Source organism: Streptomyces sp. NPDC055632 (genome assembly GCF_053618675.1).
Genome location: NZ_JBSHHY010000025.1, coordinates 35112 through 52543 on the forward strand (window position 1 = coordinate 35112; position 17432 = coordinate 52543).

Sequence of the window (17432 nt, forward strand, 5' to 3'; positions counted from 1 at the left end):
CATCGGTAAGTTGCATCAGTGGGGCCCTACGATCGCGGGGCCTGCTTTCAGACCCACCAGCACGCATCGACACATCGACACCGAGACGCATCAACACCGAGGGGCGTACGTTGGCTTTCCAGATGCCGGACCGCGGCGGAGGCCCGTCAGGGCCAAGGATGAGAGTCGGCCGGCCGTCCCGGCGGGCCCGTACCCTGCTCATGACACTCGGGGTCCTGGCCGTCCTTGCCATGGCCTTCGTGATGTTCGCCGGGTTCTGGACGGACTGGCTCTGGTACCGCTCGGTCGATTACTCGTCCGTGTTCACCACCACCCTGTGGACCAAGATCGGCCTCTTCGCGGTCTTCGGCCTCCTGATGGGGCTCGCCGTCGGCTTCAACATCTGGCTGGCGCACCGGCTGCGGCCGCCGCTCAGCGCGATGTCGCTGGAGCAGCAGAGCCTCGACCGGTACCGGATGGGCCTCGCGCCCTTCAAGAAGTGGGTGCTGCTCGCGGTCACGGCCCTGGTGGCCCTGATCGCCGGAGCCTCCGCCTCCGGCCAGTGGCGCACCTGGCTGATGTGGGTCAACGGCGTGAAGTTCGGCCAGAAGGACCCGCAGTTCGGGCTCGACGTGTCGTTCTACGCCTTCGACCTGCCCTGGTACCGCTTCCTCCTCGCGTTCGGCTTCGCCGCCGCCGTCCTGTCGCTGATCGCCGCCGCGCTCACGCACTACCTGTACGGCGGGCTGCGGGTCACCAGCCCGGGCGCCCGCGCCACCGCCGCCGCCACGGGCCACCTCTCGGTGCTCCTCGGCGTCTTCGTCTCGCTGAAGGCCGTGGCGTACTGGCTCGACCGGTACGGCCTGGCCGTGAAGTCCAGCGACTTCAAGGCCACCGGCAACTGGACGGGCCTGCGGTACGTCGACGCCAACGCGTACCTGCCGGCGAAGACCATCCTCTTCTGCATCGCCGCGATCTGCGCCGTGCTGTTCTTCGCGACGCTCTGGCGCCGCACCTGGCAGCTCCCGGTGATCGGCTTCGGCCTGATGGTGCTCTCCGCCGTCCTGATCGGCGGTCTGTACCCGGCCATCGTGCAGAAGTTCCAGGTCCAGCCGAACGAGCAGGCCAAGGAAGCGCCGTACATCCAGAAGAACATCGACGCGACCCGCAAGGCGTACGCGATCGACGGGACGAAGCCCGAGAACTACTCGGGCAAGTCGACGGTCAAGGACAAGGACAAGCTGCGGGCGGACGCCGACACGGCGGCCAGCTACCGCCTCCTCGACCCGAACATCGTCTCGCCCACGTTCCAGCAGCTGGAGCAGAAGCGGAAGTACTACCAGTTCCCGACCACCCTGGACGTGGACCGCTACCAGGGCAAGGACACCGTCATCGGTCTCCGCGAGCTCAACATCCGGGGCATCCCGAAGCGGAACTGGATCAACGACCACTTCACCTACACCCACGGCTACGGCGCGATCATGGCCACGGGCACGCAGACGGACGCCAACGGCTCCCCGGTCTTCACCGAGTCCGGCCTGCCGACCACCGGCCAGCTCCCGAAGTACGAGCAGCGGATCTACTACGGCGAGAAGACCGACCAGTACTCGATCGTGGGCGGGCCCCAGCGGGAGCTCGACTACGAGGAGAACGGCGAGAAGACCACCAGCTACAAGGAGAAGAGCGGCGTCAGCCTCTCCAACACCTTCAACCGCGCCGCGTACGCGGTGGCCTTCAGCGAGCCGCAGATCCTCTACTCGGGGGCCATCGGCGACGGCTCGCGGATCCTCTACAACCGCACGCCCAAGGACCGCGTCGAGGCGGTCGCGCCCTGGCTGACCATCGACGGCGACGCCTACCCGGCGGTCGTCGACGGCCGGATCCAGTGGATCGTCGACGCGTACACGACGACGAACGGCTACCCGTACGCCTCGCGCACCACGCTCGGCGACACCACGGCCGACTCGCTGACCGTCGGCAACCAGCAGCGCACGGTCGTCGCCCAGCAGAACCAGGTCAACTACATCCGCAACTCGGTGAAGGCCACCGTCGACGCCTACGACGGCACGGTGAAGCTGTACCAGTGGGACACCGAGGACCCGGTCCTGAAGACCTGGATGAAGGCGTTCCCGGACACGGTCGAGCCGAAGTCCGAGATCAAGGGCGACCTCCTGGAGCACCTGCGCTACCCGCAGGACATGTTCAAGGTCCAGCGCGAGCTGCTGACCCGCTACCACGTCACCGACCCCGCGCAGTTCTACAGCGGCTCGGACGCCTGGCAGGTGCCGGACGACCCGACCAACAAGGACGGCAACGCGGTCCCGCCGTACTACCTGAGCATGAAGATGCCCGGGGACACGACGCAGCGCTTCTCGCTGACGACGACGTTCACGCCGAACGGGCGGCCCAACCTGGGCGGCTTCATGGCGGTCGACGCCGACGCCACCAGCAAGGAGTACGGCCGGATGAGACTGCTGAGGGTCACCCAGGACGTGCCGGGCCCGGCCCAGGTGCAGAGCAAGCTCAACGGCCTGCCGTCCGTGGCCCAGTTCGTCCGGGACCTGAAGGGAGCCGACTCCGACATCCAGTACGGCAACCTGCTGACGGTGCCGCTCGACGGCGGGTTCCTGTACGTGGAGCCGGTGTACGCCCAGGGGCGGAACGCGCTCTACCCGCTCCTGAAGAAGGTCGCGGTGTCCTACGTGGACGCGGACCAGCCCGCGGGTGACACGACCAAGGACACCACGGTGTTCGAGGACAACCTCACCAAGGCGCTCAACGCGGTCTTCGGGGTGGACGCGCCGACGCAGCCGACGCCGGAGCAGCCCACGCCGGAGCAGCCGGGCACCACGCCTCCGCCGCCGGCGTCGAACGACGAGGCGCTGAAGCAGGCGATCGCCGACGCCCAGAAGGCGTACGACGCGGGCGAGGCGGCCCTGCAGAAGGGCGACTGGACCGCGTACGGCAAGGCGCAGGAGGACCTGCAGGCGGCCCTCCAGAAGGCCGCCGACGCCGGGGCGAAGCTCAAGGCCCCGGGAGCAGGCGGCTGACCTGAGGTTTTCCACCTCCGCGTCGTGATACTGTTACGTCACCGACGCGGGGTGGAGCAGCTCGGTAGCTCGCTGGGCTCATAACCCAGAGGTCGCAGGTTCAAATCCTGTCCCCGCTACTCTGTGGCAAACGAGGGCCCGGATCCATAAGGATCCGGGCCCTCGTCGTGTGTCGGCGTGCCAGGGGGTACCGAAGAGCGGTAGGGAAGGGGCGAGTTGGCGTGAGTCGTGTTTGACTTGTCTCTCTGTGGGCATGTCGACAAAACGCTGAGTGACCTCACTGGCTGCGGTTTACCAGGTGTGCTCGGGTGGCGGGTGGTGCGACGATGGTATTTATGGGGGACAGGGCAACTCTGTTGGAGACAGGGCGGTTTGTGCAGCGGCATGCCAGGAACGCCGCGGACGAGATCATCGAGGCAGCGGGGGCCGTCGACGCGGTCCTCGGCACCACCGCCGAGACCGATGCCGTCACCGAGAACGAGACCGAGACGGAGGCCCGGCACCGCCGCGCCGCCGAGCGCGGCGACCTCGCCTCCATGAGCGCCCTCGGCGCGCTGCTGCTGCGCCGCGGCGACCTCGACGGCGCCGAGCCCTACCTGCGCGGCGCCACCGCCGAGGGGGACCGGGCCGCCGCCAACAACCTGGGCGTCCTGCTGCACCAGCGCGGATACGCCGACGAGGCCGCCGGCTGGTGGCGGGTCGCCGCCGTCGCCGGCTCCGCCCCCGCCGCCCACGCGCTCGGCCGCCACCACCGCGAGCGCGGCGACGAGCCCGCCGCCGAGTACTGGCTGCGCCAGGCCGCCGAGCAGGGCCACGCCCTCGGCGCGTACGCCCTCGCCGACCTCCTGGAGCACCGCGGCGACGTCGGCGCCGAGCGCTGGCTGCGCGCCGCCGCCGAGCAGGGCCACCGCGAGGCCGCCTACCGGCTCGCCATGGCCCTGGAGCGGCGGGCCACCGAGGCGCCCCGCGGCCCGCACGCCACCGGCACCCGCCTCCCGGTTCCCGGCGCCGCCAGGAGCGCCGCGGGCGCGGCCCCCGGCGCCCTGCTGCCCCCCGGCCCCCCGGCCGCCGAGCCCGTGGGCGAACTCGCCGAGGCCGAGCAGTGGTTCCGGCAGGCCGCCGCGCGCGGTCACCGGCGGGCCGCGCTCCACCTCGGCGCCATCCTGGAGCAGCGCGGCGAGCTCAAGGAGGCCGGCCGCTGGTACCTCAGCTCCGCCAAGGAGGGCGAGGCCAGGGCCGCCTGCGCGCTCGGCTTCCTGCTCCGCGACGCGGGCGACGAGGAGAGCGCCGCCGTGTGGTGGCTGCGGGCCGCCCAGGACGGCGACGGCAACGCCGCCAACGCCCTGGGGGCCCTGCACGCGGCCCGGGGCGAGCAGCAGACCGCCGAGCGCTGGTACCGGGCCGCCATGGACGCCGGCGACGTCAACGGCGCCTACAACCTCGGGCTGCTCTGCGCCGCCCAGGACCGCATCCCGCAGGCCGAGCAGTGGTACCGGCGGGCCGCCTACGCGGGCCACCGCGAGGCCGCCAACGCGCTCGCCGTGCTGCTCCTCCAGGCCGGCGACGCGAACGGCGCCGAGCCGTGGTTCTCCAAGGCCGCCGAGGCCGGCAGCGTGGACGCCGCCTTCAACCTGGGCATCCTGCACGCCGGGCGCGACGACGACCGCACGGCCCTCGTCTGGTACGAGCGGGCCGCCGCCGCCGGGCACACCGAGGCCGCCCTCCAGGTCGGCATCGCCGCCCTGCGCGACGGCGACGAGCAGACCGCCGAGCGGCACCTGCGGTGCGCGGCGGGCGGCGGCAGCGCCGAGGCCGCCTTCCGGCTCGCCTCGGTGCTCGACGCGCGCCGCCCCGAGCCCGGCCCCGCCGTGCTCGGCGCGCCCCGCGAGGAGAAGAGCGAGTGCGAGGAGTGGTACGAGCGGGCCGCCCGGCAGGGCCACCGGCGCGCCCAGGTGCGGGTCGGGATGCTCGCCGCCGCGCGCGGCGACCTGGCCGAGGCCGACCGCTGGTACCGCGAGGCCGCCGAGGCCGGCAGTCGCAACGGCGCCTTCAACCTGGGGCTGCTGCTCGCCCGCGAGGGCAGCGAGCGCGAGGCCTCCCTCTGGTGGACCCGGGCCGCCCGGGCCGGCCACGGGCGCGCCGCGCTCCGGCTCGCGCTGCTCGCGGCGCGCCGGGGCGAGCTCACCGAGGGGCGCCGCTGGTGCGCCCGCGCGGTGGAGCTGGGCCCGGCGGAGGTCGCCGAGCGGGCGGCGCGGCTGAGCGAGGCGCTGCACCAGGAGCTCACGGCGTGACGGCCGGGCCGGGAGCGGCGGACGCCAACGGATTTGCACCGGTGACGGAAGAGCCGTAAGGTTGGGTTCACCGACGCGGGGTGGAGCAGCTCGGTAGCTCGCTGGGCTCATAACCCAGAGGTCGCAGGTTCAAATCCTGTCCCCGCTACTCAGTAGCAAACGAAGGCCCGGATCCGATGCACTCGGATCCGGGCCTTCGTCGTACCCGGACCGGGTCATGAAGAAGCCCCCGCCGGAGCGGGGGCTTCTCGCGCAGGTCTCAGGCCGTCGTCGCGCAGCTCGGGCAGATGCCCCGGTACGTGACCTCGACGTCGGAGATCGTGAAGCCGAAGCGCTCGCTGTCCGGCAGGTCCGCCAGCGGGTCGCCGCCCGGGTGCACGTCGCGGATCGCGCCGCACCGGCCGCAGACCAGGTGCTGGTGCGGACGGTGGGCGTTCGGGTCGTACCGCTTGGCGCGCCCGTCGGTGGCCACCTCGATGACCTCGCCGAGGGTGACCATCTCGCCCAGCGTGTTGTAGACGGTCGCGCGCGAGATCTCGGGCAGCCGCGTCACGGCGCGCGCGTGGACCTCGTCGGCGGTCAGGTGTACATGGTCCCCGTCGAGCACTTCGGCCACGACGCGCCGCTGTGCGGTCATACGCCAGCCGCGTCCGCGCAGGCGTTCCAACAGGTCGCTCATGAGGGTCAGCCTAACAGTCGGGGACAAGATCCCGAACAAGTGTGACTTCGGACCCTAAATCGACTTGGACTTTGTCCAATGTAGGATCGTGCTCGGTGGTGAGCGGCCTCGACTTCGGCGAGCGGCCGGAGGCCGCGGTCCAGGCCCTGCGCGGCCGGCGGCCGCCCGCCGAGGAGAGGAGGGCCGGTCTTCCACCCGTATCCGTACGGGTGGAAGACCGGCCCTCCCGCACGTGCTCAGGCGGCGGCGCTGTGCACCGGGATCCAGCAGCGGACGATGTCGCGTACGGAGACGATGCCGACCGGCCCGTTGTCGTCGAGGACGACCAGGTGGCGGAAGCCGCCGCGGGTCATCGCCTCGGCCGCCTCCGCCAGGGTCCAGGTGGGCGCGGCGAAGACGACGTCCCGGGTGGTGTGGGCGTCGGCGGTCTCGTGGTCGGGGTTCCGGTCGGCGCCGACGGCGTCGAGGATGTCGCGCTCGGTGAGGATGCCGAAGCCGCCGGCATCGCTGTCCTGGACGACGGCGGCGCCGACGCGGCGCGCCGACATCAGCCTCGCCGCCTGGCGGAGGGTGTGGGCCGGGCCGATGGTCAGGATCACGGGACTCATGGCGTCGCGGACGAGCATGGAAGGGACCACCTCCTGTTCGAGAACTTTTTCACAAGTTCACAAGTGGGGGGAGTCTCAGAGTGGCACCGGGGGAGGGGGCCGACAAGGGGGCGCGCGAGGCGTCTCCGGGAGCGCCGGGGGCGCCCGGCGCTCCCTGAAGGGCGGTCAGCCCTCCTCGGGCGTCCGCTGGTTCAGGTACGAGAGCAGCTCGCCGTGGAGCAGTCCGTTGGACGCCGCCGCGTTCCCGCTGTGCGGCCCGTGCCGCCCGTCCAGGCCCGTGTACGTGCCGCCGGCCTCCTGGACCACGATCGACACCGCCGCCATGTCCCACAGCGACAGCTCCGGCTCCGCGCAGAGGTCCACGGAGCCCTCCGCGACCATCATGTACGGCCAGAAGTCGCCGTACGCCCGCGTCCGCCAGCACGCGCGCGTGAGGTCCAGGAAGCCGTCGAGGCGGCCCCGCTCCTCCCAGCCGCTCAGCGAGGAGTACGCGAACGAGGCGTCCGCCAGGGAGGAGACCTTCGAGACCCCGATCCGGGTCGCCGAGGCCAGGCTGCGGCCCGTGTACGCCCCGAGGCCCTTCGCCGCCCACCAGCGGCGGCCGAGCGCCGGGGCCGACACCACGCCCACCACCGGCTGGAACCCGGTCTCCCCGGCCTCCATCAGCGCGATCAGGGTCGCCCAGACCGGCACCCCGCGCACGTAGTTCTTCGTCCCGTCGATCGGGTCGATCACCCAGCGGCGCGGGCCCGAGCCCTCCACGCCGTACTCCTCGCCCAGGATCGCGTCGCGCGGCCTGGCCCGCTGGAGCTGACCGCGGATCAGCTCCTCCGCCGCCTTGTCGGCCTCGCTCACCGGGGTCATGTCCGGCTTCGTCTCGACCTTGAGGTCGAGCGCCTGGAAGCGGTCCATGGTGGCCGCGTCGGCGGCGTCGGCGAGGACGTGGGCGAGGCGCAGGTCATCGTGGTAATCGGCCATGGTCGGCACTCTATCCCCGGGCGCTCCCGGCCGGACGAACCGTCCACCGCGGCCCCGGGCTCCTTGACAGGGCGGGGGAGCCTGTCGACGCTGTGTACGGGTCCGCGCACGGAGCGTGCGGGACCCGTACCGACACGAACGGCCCGGGAGGCGCCGATGCCGACTGCCCGTGAGGCCCTGCTCGACGCGGCGCTCGCCGCGCTCGCGCACCGGCCCTGGTCCGCCGTGCGGATGGCCGACCTCGCCACCGTCGCCCGGGTCTCCCGCCAGACCCTCTACAACGAGTTCGGCAGCAAGGACGGGCTCGCCCGCGCGCTCGTGCACAGGGAGGCCGACGCCTACCTCCAGGGCGTCCGGAAGCTGCTCGCCGCCCCGGGGCCGCCCGCCCGGACCCTCGCCGCGCTCGCCGAGTGGATCGTGGCCCGGGTCGCCGCCCGGCCGGTCCTGCGGGCCCTGCTCACCGGAGCCTGGGACGCGCGGCTGCCGGCGCCCCGGCCGGCCAGACCGGGCGCCCGGCCCGCCGCCGTCCCCGCCCAGCGCCGCGCCGACGCCGGGCCGCCCGCGCCGGGGGAGCTGGTGGCGGCGACCGTGGCCTGCGCGGACGAGCGGTGGGCGGCGGGGTGCGAACTCGCCGTCAGGATCGCCCTCAGCCACGTCGTCGCGCCCCCGGTGCCGTGCGGGACGGCCGCGGGGGCGCGGGGCGCGGGAGGTCAGTGCGCGGAGCCGGAGAGCTGGAGCCCGATGACGCCCACGATCACCAGGGTGATCGAGACGATCTTGAGGGTGGAGACCACGTCGCCCAGGAAGACCATGCCGTAGATCGCGGTCCCGGCCGCGCCGATCCCCGTCCACACCGCGTACGCCGGACCCACGTCGAGCTTCCGCAGCGCCAGCGTGAGGAGGCCGAAGCTGCCCAGGGCGAAGGACGCGAAGGCGATCGTCGGCCACAGGCGCGTGAATCCGTGCGAGAGCTTGAGGCAGACCGCGAAGCCCGTTTCCAGGAACCCTGCCACCACCACCAGCAGCCACGCCATCGTCAGTGCCTCCCACGCCGTCGGTGACTGCTTCGTCGCACTTGGTGCGATTATGCACTTACCGGTACCGAACGGGCGTAAACGCGGACGGCTCAGTCGCCCTCGCGTCGCTCCCGGGTCGCCAGGAGCCGCCGCAGCGAGACCAGGCGCGCCGGATCGGCGTGCCCCTCCGCCACGTACGCGTCGAGGGCGCAGTCCGGCTCGTCGTGGCTGCACGCGCGCGGGCAGTTCTCCGTGCCCGGGACGAGGTCGGGGAAGGCGAGGATCACCCGGGACGGGTCGACGTGGTGCAGGCCGAAGGAGCGCACGCCCGGGGTGTCGATCACCCAGCCGCCCTCCGCGTCGTCGAGCGGCAGGGCGAGCGCCGAGGTCGTGGTGTGCCGGCCCCGGCCCGTGACCGCGTTCACCACACCGGTGGTGCGCCTCCGCTCCGGCGGGACCAGGGCGTTGACGAGGGTCGTCTTGCCGACGCCGGAGTGCCCCACGAACGCGGTGGTCCGGCCCTTGAGGTGCTCGTGCACCCGCTCGGCGGCGGCCCCGTCGACGAACTCGTCCCGGGTGGTCACCACATGGGGCACGCCGAGCGCCCCGTACATCTCCAGGAGCGCGTCCGGCGACGCCAGGTCCGACTTGGTCAGCACGAGCAGCGGGGAGAGGCCGCCGTCGTACGCGGCGACCAGGCAGCGGTCGATCAGCCGGGGCCGCGGCTCGGGGTCGGCGAGCGCGGTGACGATCGCCAGCTGGTCCGCGTTGGCGACGACCACGCGCTCGTACGGATCGTCGTCGTCGGCCGTGCGCCGCAGCACCGAGGAGCGCTCCCCGATCCGCACGATTCGGGCCAGCGTGTCCTTCTCGCCGGAGAGGTCGCCGACGATCGAGACCCGGTCGCCGACCACGGCGGCCTTGCGGCCCAGCTCGCGCGCCTTCATCGCCGTCACGGTCCGGTCGCCGACCAGACAGGTCAGCCGGCCCCGGTCGACGGTGAGGACCATGCCCTCGACGGCGTCCTCGTGCTTCGGCCGGATGCTGGTCCGGGGGCGGGTCCCCTTGCGGTTGGGCCGCTGGCGGATGTCGTCCTCGTCGGTGTGCTTGCCGTAACGCCGCATCGTTCAGGCCCCGAGCATTTCGGTCCACATCGTCGGGAAGTCGGGCAAGGTCTTGGCCGTCGTCGCCACGTCCTCGATCTCCACGCCCTCGACCGCCAGGCCGATGACCGCGCCCGCCGTCGCCATCCGGTGGTCGTGGTACGTGCGGAAGACGCCGCCGTGCAGCGGGCGCGGGCGGATGTGCAGACCGTCCTCGGTCTCCGTCACGTCCCCGCCCAGCTCGTTGATCTCCTTGGTGAGCGCCGCGAGCCGGTCCGTCTCGTGCAGCCGCAGATGGGCGACGCCGCGCAGGGTGGAGGGGGAGTCGGCGAGGGCCGCGACCGCCGCGATGCCCGGGGTCAGTTCGCCGACCTCGCCGAGGTCCACGTCGATGCCGTGGATCCGGCCCGTGCCGGTGAAGGTCAGACCCGCCTCGGTCAGCTCGCAGGAACCACCCATCCCGGTGAAGATCTCCCGCAGCGCGTCACCGGGCTGGGTGGTTCGCGCGGGCCAGTCCCGGACCGTCACCCGGCCGCCGGTCACCAGGGCGGCGGCCAGGAACGGCTGGGCGTTCGACAGGTCCGGCTCGACCACCAGGTCCCGGCCGCGCAGCGCGGACGGCGCCACCCGCCACACGTCCGGCTCGCCGCCGTGCTCCGGCTCGTCGACCCGGGCGCCGACCGCGCGCAGCATGTCGACCGTCATCCGGATGTGCGGCATCGAGGGCAGCCGCGACCCCACGTGCCGCACCTCGACGCCCTGGTTGAAGCGGGGCGCGGAGAGCAGCAGGGCGCTGACGAACTGGGAGGACGAGGAGGCGTCGATCTCGACCGTGCCGCCGTCCAGGCCCCCGACGCCGTGCACGGTCATCGGCAGCGCGCCCCGGCCCTCGTCGTCGATCCGGGCGCCGAGCGCGCGCAGCGCGTCGATCACGCCGTGCAGCGGACGCTCGTGGGAGCGGGGGTCGCCGTCGAAGCGCACCGGGCCCTCGGCCAGCGCCGCGACCGGCGGCAGGAAACGCATGACCGTGCCCGCGTTGCCGACGTCGACGGCCGCCGGGCCGCGCAGCGGCGCGGGGATGATCCGCCAGGCCTCGCCGGTCCCGTCCGGGCCCACCCCCTCCTCGATCCGCACGCCGAGGGTGCGGAGCGCCTCGGCCATCAGGAGGGTGTCCCGGGAGCGCAGCGGGCGGCGCAGCCAGCCGGGCTCGGCGGCGAGCGCGGCGAGGACCAGGGCGCGGTTGGTGACCGACTTCGACCCGGGCACGGTGACGGTCGCGTCGACGGCGCCACGCGCGTACGGAGCGGGCCAGAGGTCGGTGGACGGGTCGGTGTGCGGGGAAGCTGCTGCGGTCATGTCCTCACTGTACGGGGGTGTCAGAAGCGCAGGAGCCAGCGCCCGCCGCCGATCAGGCAGCAGATCGAGACCGTGTGGAAGAAGACCAGCCACACCCCGGCGGGCACGTGGGTGAGCCGCGCGAGCTGGTCCGCGTCGGAGTCCGGGGTGCCGCCCCGGCGCCGCTTCGCCTGGAGCTCGAAGGCCGGCCGGACGCCGCCCAGAAGGAGGAACCAGACCGCCGCGCAGGCGAAGGCGCCCTGCACGTCGGGCCCGGTGAACAGGGCGACGAGGAGGAAGGCGGCGCCCGTCACCAGGACGGTGAGGATCCCGTACGCGTTGCGGACCATCACGAGCAGCGCGAGGAGCAGCGCGGTCGCGGCCCACAGCAGCAGCGTGGTCCGGTGGGTGCCGAGCAGCGCCGCGCCGCCGAGGCCGAGCAGCGGGGCCGCCGGGTAGCCGGCGGCCAGGGTGAGGACTATCCCGAGACCGGTCGGGCGGCCCCGGGACACGGTCAGGCCGCTGGTGTCCGAGTGCAGCCGGATCGCCTCCAGGCGGCGGCCGGTGGCCAGGGCGACGATGCCGTGGCCGCCCTCGTGGGCGATGGTGATCGCGTTGCGGGCCGGCAGCCAGAGCCCGCGGAACACGACGAGGACCAGCGCGCAGCCGGCGGTGATCCAGACGATCCACTCGTCCGGGGCGGGCTGGGTGCCGAGGATGTCGTTCATTCGGCGGAAGGCTCCTCGGTCTCGGGCGGGATCGTGGCAGTGTGGCACGTATGTGCGGACGGTTTGCATCGAGTCGACGGCCCGAGGACCTGGTGGAGGTCTTCGGGGTGGAACAGTGGGAGCCCGAGGAGACCCTGGCCCCCGACTGGAACGTGGCCCCCACCAAACGGGTCTGGGCCGTTCTGGAGCGTCCTCTGAAGGACGCGGAATCCAAGGAGCCGGTTCGCCAGCTGCGCGCCCTGAAGTGGGGACTCGTCCCCTCCTGGTCGAAGAACCCCGACGGCGCCGCCCGGATGATCAACGCCCGGGCCGAGACCCTCCACGAGAAGCCCTCCTTCAAGCGCGCCTTCGCCTCGCGCCGCTGCATCATTCCCGCCGACGGCTACTACGAATGGGTGACCGGGACGGCGGAGCGGGACCTGGAGGTCGAGGGGAAGAAGAAGCGGCCGCGGAAGCAGCCGTACTTCGTGACCCCGGCGGACGGCTCGGTCTTCGCGATGGCCGGGCTCTACGAGTTCTGGCGCGACCGGACCCTCCCCGACGACCACCCCTCGTCCTGGTGGGTGACCTGCTCGGTGATCACCACGGAGGCGGAGACCGGGCCGCTGGGCGTGGCCCCGGCCGAGGGCCCCCGCTCGCTCGCCGAGATCCACCCCCGGATGCCGCTGATGCTGACGGAGGACCGCTGGGACGCCTGGCTCTCCCCGGAGAACGGCGAGCTCGAAGAGCTGCGCGGACTGCTCGCCCCGCCGCCGGAGGGCCTGATGCGGGCCTATCCGGTGCCGACGGCCGTCAGCAACGTCCGCAACAACGGCCCCGAACTCCTGACGGAGCTGGAGGGCCCGGAGGAGGGCACGCTCTTCTGAACCGCCGCCCGCGCGGCAGGATGAGGGCGTGACCGATGAAGCGACCGATGAAGCGACCGACGGAGCGACGCGCCGCGAGACCGTCCCCACCGACGCCGGGGACGCCCGCGTCACCTGGTACGAGCCGGACGCCGGGACGGAGCCGTGGACCGTCCTCGCCCTCGGCCACGGCGCCGGCGGCGGGATCGAGGCCCGCGACCTCCGGGCCCTGGCCGGGGCGCTGCCCGCCCGGGGCGTGACCGTCGCCCTCGTCGAACAGCCCTGGCGGGTCGCCGGCAAGAAGCTCGCGCCCGCCCCGAAGACCCTCGACACCGCCTGGCGCGGCCTCTGGCCCGCCCTCGCGGAGCCCGGCCTCCCCGTGGTCGCGGGCGGCCGCAGCGCCGGCGCCCGGGTCGCCTGCCGCACCGGCCGCGCACTCGGCGCGACCGCCGTCCTCGCCCTGAGCTTCCCGCTGCACCCGCCGGGCAGGCCCGAGAAGTCCCGCGCCGACGAACTCCTCGGCACCGGCCTGCCCACCCTCGTGGTCCAGGGCGGCAACGACCCCTTCGGTCGCCCCGAGGAGTACCCGGCCGGCCCGTACGCCCTCGTCGAGGTCCCGTACGGGGACCACGGCTTCGCCCTGCCCAAGCGCGCGCCCCTCGGCCGGGACGAGGCCCTCGGCCTCCTCGTGGACGGCGTCGCCGGGTGGCTCGACGCCCTGCGCTGACGCCCCGTCCGCCCCCGGCCCGGCCCGTTCCCGCCCCGGGAATGCCGAGCGGGGGGCCGCTGTTGTTCGGTACGTCGTACGACAGCAGGGAAGAGCAAGAGGAGAGGGAGTCCGTCGCATGGGTTCGACCATCTGCCCGGAGCGCGCACAGGGCGCTGACCTCGACTGGACGGTGCTGCCCGCGCCCAAGGGCGCCTCGATTCGGGCGGCGGGCGGAGCGGTTCCTCGTCTATCCTCCGAAACGAGCGGGTCCGCCCTCGGGCTCGCCGCCGCGCTGGAGGAGGTGGGTCCGGTCACTGGGACCGACACAGGGACCGACGACGGCCCCGAGGAGACGACCGAGGAGCGCAACGCGCGCTTCGAGCGGGACGCCCTCGGCTACCTCGACCAGATGTACTCGGCCGCGCTCCGCATGACGCGCAACCCCGCGGACGCGGAGGACCTGGTGCAGGAGACCTACGCCAAGGCGTACGGGTCCTTCCACCAGTTCCGCGAGGGCACGAACCTCAAGGCGTGGCTGTACCGCATCCTCACGAACACCTTCATCAACTCGTACCGCAAGAAGCAGCGCGAACCCCAGCGCAGCGCCGCCGAGGAGATCGAGGACTGGCAGCTCGCCCGCGCCGAGTCGCACATGTCGACCGGCCTGCGCTCCGCCGAGTCCCAGGCCCTCGACCACCTTCCCGACTCCGACGTGAAGGAAGCGCTGCAGGCGATCCCCGAGGAGTTCCGCATCGCCGTCTACCTCGCCGACGTCGAGGGCTTTGCGTACAAGGAGATCGCGGACATCATGGGGACGCCCATCGGTACGGTGATGTCCCGGCTGCACCGGGGCCGCCGCCAGCTGCGCGGCATGCTCGAGGACTACGCCCGCGACCGCGGGCTCGTTCCCGCGGGCGCCGGAGAGTCGTCGAACGATCTGAAAGGCTCGGGCTCATGAGCTGCGGAGAGCCGCACGAGACGGACTGCTCGGAGGTCCTGGACCACCTCTACGAGTTCCTCGACAACGAGATGCCCGACAGCGACTGCACCAAGTTCGAGGTGCACTTCGAGGAGTGCTCCCCGTGCCTGGAGAAGTACGGCCTGGAGCAGGCCGTGAAGAAGCTGGTCAAGCGCTGCTGCGGCAGTGACGACGTCCCCACCGACCTGCGGGCCAAGGTCATGGGCCGGATCGAGCTGATCCGGTCCGGCCGGCCGGCGCCCGAGCAGGACGTCACGGCGAGCGCGCCCGCGCCCGCCCCGCAGGAGTAGCACGCGCGGGAGTGACACGCCCCTCCCGCATCGACGGGAACGGAGGCCGCCGCGATCGCGATCGCGGCGGCCTCCGGCGTAAGTCGGGTTGTATCACTCGAAGGTGCTAATCGGTCCCGGCGCGCCGCCGCGGGCCGCCCGACTCGCTAGCGTGACGGGGATGACGGGTGTGAAGGTCGTCCCCCCGGCGGCCCGCGTGTACATCGGCTGCGCCCTGCTCGCCGCCGGCGCGTGCGTCCTGCCCGCGCTGTCGCGCCCCGGCGCGCCCTGGGGGACGATCGCGCTCCTCGCCGCCCTGTACGCGCTCTGCGAGCTGCCCGCCCGCTGCCCCCTCCTCCGCGCGCTCGGCGGCTCCGCCCCCGTGGGCACCGGCTCCTTCTTCCCCGTGCTCCTCGCCGCCGCGCTGCTCCTGCCGCCCGCCGCCGCCGCGCTCACCGCCGTGCCCGGCAGCCTCCTCGCCCGCGTCGAGGAACCCCCGGCCGGACCGCGCCGCGCCTGGCGGGCCGCCGCCACGGCCCTCGCCGTCTGGGCCGCCGCCCACGCCGCCGGGGCCCTGGGCGGCCCGGCCGCCCTCGGACACGGCGGCAGCGCCCCCGACCTCCCGTACGCGCTGCTGCCCGCCGGCGCCGCCGCCCTCGCCCTCTGCCTGGTCCTCACCGCCCTCGACGGCGGCATCCGCGCCACCGCCGACGGGGTGTCCCCGCGGGCCGCCTGGCGCGGACTCCTCGGCCGGGCGCTCGCCCCGCACCTCGTGCACGGCCTCGCCGGGCTGATGATGGGCGTCCTGTGGCGCGGCAGCCACGGGCCGGCCGCGGGACTCTTCGTGCTCCTGCCCATGTACGTCTCCTGCTGGGTCTTCGCCCAGTACCACCGCGAGCGCGCCGCCCACCAGGCCACCATCCGCGCCCTCGTCCAGGCCGTCGACATCAAGGACCGCTACACCCGCGGCCACAGCGAGCGCGTCGGCCACGCCTCCGTCCTCATCGCCCGCGAACTCGGCATGCCCGAGGACCGGCTCGACGCCGTCCGCTTCGCCGGCATCCTGCACGACGTCGGCAAGCTGGGCGTGCCCACCCGGGTGCTCCGCAAGGACGGGCCCCTCACCCCCGAGGAGCGCCGGGTCATCGAGCTGCACCCCGAGTACGGACACGAGATCGTCCGGGGCATCGGCTTCCTCGGCGAGGCGCGGGCCGCGATCCTCCACCACCACGAGCGCATGGACGGCAGCGGCTACCCCTACGGGCTGCGCGGCGAGCAGATCCCCGAGTTCGCCCGGATGGTCGCCGTCGCCGACGCCTTCGACGCCATGACCTCCAACCGCTCCTACAGCCGCGCCCGGCCGGTCCCGGCCGCCGTCGCCGAACTGGAGCGGTGCGCCGGCACCCACTTCGACCCCCGGATGGTCGGCGCCCTCGTCCGGGCCCTGGACCGGCACGGCTGGCACCCCGCCGTCACCGCCGACGAGACCCCGCTCGGCGGGAACGTGCCCAAGGCCCGGGAGGCGTCCGCCCCGTCCTCCGCCCCGTCCGGGGAGCGCACGTGAGGCCCGGCGTCCTCACCGTCGGCGCCGTCCGCACGGCCGCCCTGCTGCTCGGCCTCGTCGCCCTCGGCTCCACCCTCCGGCACGGGATCGACCGGCCCGGCACCGCCCTCGCCTTCGGCGCCCTCGTCGCCCTCGGCGCACTGGCCCGCCGGAGCGCCGCCCCCGCCGAGCGGGAGCCCGCGCCGCTCGCCGCCGCCGGGGCCCTGGCCTACGCCCTGCTCGGGGAGAGCGCCGGGAGCCCCGCCACCCACGGCGTCCTCCAGACCGTCGCCGTCACCACCGCCGCGGGCCTCGCCGGGACCGCCCCCCACCTCGCCCGGGGTCGGGGCCCGGGCCCCGACCACCTCGCCCGCCGCGTCCTCACCATCGGCTTCGCCGCGCTCTGCTTCCAGCCCCTCCACCACTCCGGCGCCGTCGTCCGCCACCTCGGCGAGGGCCCGCCGTACGTCCTCTCCCTCGGGCTCCTGCTCCTCCTCACCGCCCTGTGCGACGCCGTGCTCGCCGCCCTCCTGCTCCGCGCCCGTACGGGATTCCCCTACGGCCCCCTCCTCCGCGACGAGCTGCGCGCCCTCCTCGGCATCGGCTCCGCCGTCTGCGCCACCGGCGCCGTCATGGCCCTCGGCGTCGCCGCCGCCGGACCGTGGGCCCTGCCCGTGCTCGCCGTCCCGCTCCTGCTCACCCAGGTCTCCCACCGGCGCTACGAGGCCGTGCGGACCGTCAACCGGCAGACCATCGCCTCCCTCGCCCGGGCGACCGAGGTCGCCGGCTGCACCCCGCCCGGCCACGCCCGCCGGGTCGCCGCCCTCAGCACGGCCGTCGGACGCGAGCTGGGCCTCTCCGGAACCGAGCTGACCGTCCTCGAACACGCGGCGCTCATGCACGACATCGGCCAACTCTCCCTCGTCGACCCGGTGGAGGGCGGCGCCACGGCCCTCCTGCCGGCCGAGGAGCAGCGCCGGATCGCCCTCCTGGGCGGCGCGGTCGTCCGCAGGACCGGGGTCCCGCCGGCCGTCGCCGTGATCGTCGAGCGGCAGGCCGACCCGTACCGCGAGCAGCCGCTGCCCGCCCGGATCGTCCGGACCGTGAACGCCTACGACGACCTGACGAGTACCGGACCGGGAACCGGGGCAGGAGGGGGTGCGGGCGCGGCGCTCGACGCCCTGGAGAGGCTCCGGCTCGGCACCGCCCGCGACCACCACCCGGACGTCGTCGAGTGCCTGGCCAGGGTCCTGGCCCGGGGCGGAGCCTCCGGGATGACCCCGGTCGTCCCTGGGTAACCCATGGGTAATGAGCGCGCGT

General features: G+C 73.6%; 16 protein-coding genes and 2 tRNA genes. 11 read left to right on the top strand and 7 right to left on the bottom strand.

Features of this window, described 5'->3' with window-relative positions; translation table 11 throughout:
* Positions 1-122 precede the first annotated feature (122 nt).
* The 4 genes from ACWGSR_RS26995 (at position 123) to ACWGSR_RS27010 (ending at position 5468) form a co-directional block, all read left to right on the top strand.
* Entirely contained in the window at positions 123-3029 is a 2907-nt protein-coding gene (locus ACWGSR_RS26995; protein WP_376245160.1) for a UPF0182 family membrane protein, read from the top strand.
* A 45-nt stretch (positions 3030-3074) separates the two neighbouring features.
* Positions 3075-3148 (top strand) — tRNA-Met (locus tag ACWGSR_RS27000).
* A 207-nt stretch (positions 3149-3355) separates the two neighbouring features.
* Positions 3356-5320: a tetratricopeptide repeat protein gene (locus ACWGSR_RS27005; protein WP_376245132.1), complete on the top strand. Its 1965-nt coding sequence runs from the start codon at positions 3356-3358 to the stop codon at positions 5318-5320.
* Positions 5321-5394: 74 nt separating this feature from the next.
* Positions 5395-5468, top strand: a tRNA-Met gene (locus ACWGSR_RS27010).
* 111 nt (positions 5469-5579) lie between these two features.
* On the opposite strand, the gene ACWGSR_RS27015 is transcribed toward ACWGSR_RS27010, so the two are convergent.
* From ACWGSR_RS27015 to hisN, 3 genes are all read right to left on the bottom strand, one after another.
* Positions 5580-5999 (bottom strand): Fur family transcriptional regulator, encoded by a 420-nt coding sequence (locus ACWGSR_RS27015; RefSeq protein ID WP_121832781.1) that lies wholly within the window; start codon positions 5997-5999, stop codon positions 5580-5582.
* A gap of 236 nt (positions 6000-6235) precedes the next feature.
* Positions 6236-6625, bottom strand: coding sequence for a CBS domain-containing protein (locus ACWGSR_RS27020; RefSeq protein WP_366371754.1), 390 nt, complete (start codon positions 6623-6625; stop codon positions 6236-6238).
* A gap of 147 nt (positions 6626-6772) precedes the next feature.
* Complete coding sequence (gene hisN / locus ACWGSR_RS27025; RefSeq protein WP_376245137.1) at positions 6773-7585, bottom strand: histidinol-phosphatase; 813 nt, start codon at positions 7583-7585, stop codon at positions 6773-6775.
* Between the two features lie 156 nt (positions 7586-7741).
* Here hisN and ACWGSR_RS27030 point away from each other — a divergent pair, with 156 nt between their 5' ends.
* Positions 7742-8404 carry a TetR/AcrR family transcriptional regulator gene (locus ACWGSR_RS27030; protein WP_376245139.1) on the top strand — a complete coding sequence of 221 codons (663 nt, stop codon included), beginning with the start codon at positions 7742-7744 and terminating at the stop codon, positions 8402-8404.
* On the opposite strand, the gene ACWGSR_RS27035 is transcribed toward ACWGSR_RS27030, so the two are convergent.
* The 4 genes from ACWGSR_RS27035 to ACWGSR_RS27050 form a co-directional block, all read right to left on the bottom strand.
* On the bottom strand, positions 8296-8619 hold the full coding sequence (locus ACWGSR_RS27035; protein WP_125658544.1) for a DMT family transporter: 324 nt from the start codon (positions 8617-8619) through the stop codon (positions 8296-8298). The genes ACWGSR_RS27030 and ACWGSR_RS27035 overlap by 109 nt on opposite strands.
* A 92-nt stretch (positions 8620-8711) precedes the next feature.
* Positions 8712-9725 carry a ribosome small subunit-dependent GTPase A gene (gene rsgA / locus ACWGSR_RS27040; protein ID WP_453569731.1) on the bottom strand — a complete coding sequence of 338 codons (1014 nt, stop codon included), beginning with the start codon at positions 9723-9725 and terminating at the stop codon, positions 8712-8714.
* A gap of 3 nt (positions 9726-9728) precedes the next feature.
* A complete protein-coding gene (aroA, locus tag ACWGSR_RS27045) occupies positions 9729-11060 on the bottom strand; it encodes a 3-phosphoshikimate 1-carboxyvinyltransferase (RefSeq protein ID WP_376245146.1) in 1332 nt (443 codons plus the stop codon).
* A gap of 20 nt (positions 11061-11080) precedes the next feature.
* Positions 11081-11767: a M50 family metallopeptidase gene (locus ACWGSR_RS27050; protein WP_376245149.1), complete on the bottom strand. Its 687-nt coding sequence runs from the start codon at positions 11765-11767 to the stop codon at positions 11081-11083.
* Positions 11768-11817: 50 nt separating this feature from the next.
* Between ACWGSR_RS27050 and ACWGSR_RS27055 the strand changes: the two genes are divergently transcribed.
* The 6 genes from ACWGSR_RS27055 to ACWGSR_RS27080 all read left to right on the top strand — a co-directional run bounded on the left by ACWGSR_RS27055 (position 11818) and on the right by ACWGSR_RS27080 (position 17410).
* Positions 11818-12633 (top strand): SOS response-associated peptidase, encoded by an 816-nt coding sequence (locus ACWGSR_RS27055; protein WP_453569736.1) that lies wholly within the window; start codon positions 11818-11820, stop codon positions 12631-12633.
* Positions 12634-12661: 28 nt separating this feature from the next.
* The gene (locus ACWGSR_RS27060) at positions 12662-13339 is read left to right on the top strand and encodes an alpha/beta hydrolase family protein (protein ID WP_453569739.1); all 678 of its coding nucleotides are present in this window, start codon (positions 12662-12664) and stop codon (positions 13337-13339) included.
* A gap of 283 nt (positions 13340-13622) precedes the next feature.
* Complete coding sequence (locus tag ACWGSR_RS27065; RefSeq protein ID WP_030207302.1) at positions 13623-14279, top strand: sigma-70 family RNA polymerase sigma factor; 657 nt, start codon at positions 13623-13625, stop codon at positions 14277-14279.
* A complete protein-coding gene (rsrA, locus tag ACWGSR_RS27070; RefSeq protein WP_376245158.1) occupies positions 14276-14590 on the top strand; it encodes a mycothiol system anti-sigma-R factor in 315 nt (104 codons plus the stop codon). The genes ACWGSR_RS27065 and rsrA overlap by 4 nt, the downstream gene beginning before the upstream one ends.
* Positions 14591-14759: 169 nt before the next feature.
* A complete protein-coding gene (locus ACWGSR_RS27075; RefSeq protein WP_453569822.1) occupies positions 14760-16133 on the top strand; it encodes an HD-GYP domain-containing protein in 1374 nt (457 codons plus the stop codon).
* Entirely contained in the window at positions 16130-17410 is a 1281-nt protein-coding gene (locus ACWGSR_RS27080) for an HD-GYP domain-containing protein (RefSeq protein WP_376247230.1), read from the top strand. The genes ACWGSR_RS27075 and ACWGSR_RS27080 overlap by 4 nt, the downstream gene beginning before the upstream one ends.
* The last annotated feature ends 22 nt before the right edge of the window (positions 17411-17432 follow it).

Excerpts from the sequence above, each read along its gene's own strand:
- ACWGSR_RS26995 (WP_376245160.1), top strand. The coding sequence starts at position 123 with ATGCCGGACCGCGGCGGAGGCCCGTCAGGGCCAAGGATGAGAGTCGGC.
- ACWGSR_RS27005 (WP_376245132.1), top strand. The coding sequence starts at position 3,356 with ATGGTATTTATGGGGGACAGGGCAACTCTGTTGGAGACAGGGCGGTTT.
- ACWGSR_RS27015 (WP_121832781.1), bottom strand. The coding sequence starts at position 5,999 with ATGAGCGACCTGTTGGAACGCCTGCGCGGACGCGGCTGGCGTATGACC.
- ACWGSR_RS27020 (WP_366371754.1), bottom strand. The coding sequence starts at position 6,625 with ATGCTCGTCCGCGACGCCATGAGTCCCGTGATCCTGACCATCGGCCCG.
- hisN (WP_376245137.1), bottom strand. The coding sequence starts at position 7,585 with ATGGCCGATTACCACGATGACCTGCGCCTCGCCCACGTCCTCGCCGAC.
- ACWGSR_RS27030 (WP_376245139.1), top strand. The coding sequence starts at position 7,742 with ATGCCGACTGCCCGTGAGGCCCTGCTCGACGCGGCGCTCGCCGCGCTC.
- ACWGSR_RS27035 (WP_125658544.1), bottom strand. The coding sequence starts at position 8,619 with ATGGCGTGGCTGCTGGTGGTGGTGGCAGGGTTCCTGGAAACGGGCTTC.
- rsgA (WP_453569731.1), bottom strand. The coding sequence starts at position 9,725 with ATGCGGCGTTACGGCAAGCACACCGACGAGGACGACATCCGCCAGCGG.
- aroA (WP_376245146.1), bottom strand. The coding sequence starts at position 11,060 with ATGACCGCAGCAGCTTCCCCGCACACCGACCCGTCCACCGACCTCTGG.
- ACWGSR_RS27050 (WP_376245149.1), bottom strand. The coding sequence starts at position 11,767 with ATGAACGACATCCTCGGCACCCAGCCCGCCCCGGACGAGTGGATCGTC.
- ACWGSR_RS27055 (WP_453569736.1), top strand. The coding sequence starts at position 11,818 with ATGTGCGGACGGTTTGCATCGAGTCGACGGCCCGAGGACCTGGTGGAG.
- rsrA (WP_376245158.1), top strand. The coding sequence starts at position 14,276 with ATGAGCTGCGGAGAGCCGCACGAGACGGACTGCTCGGAGGTCCTGGAC.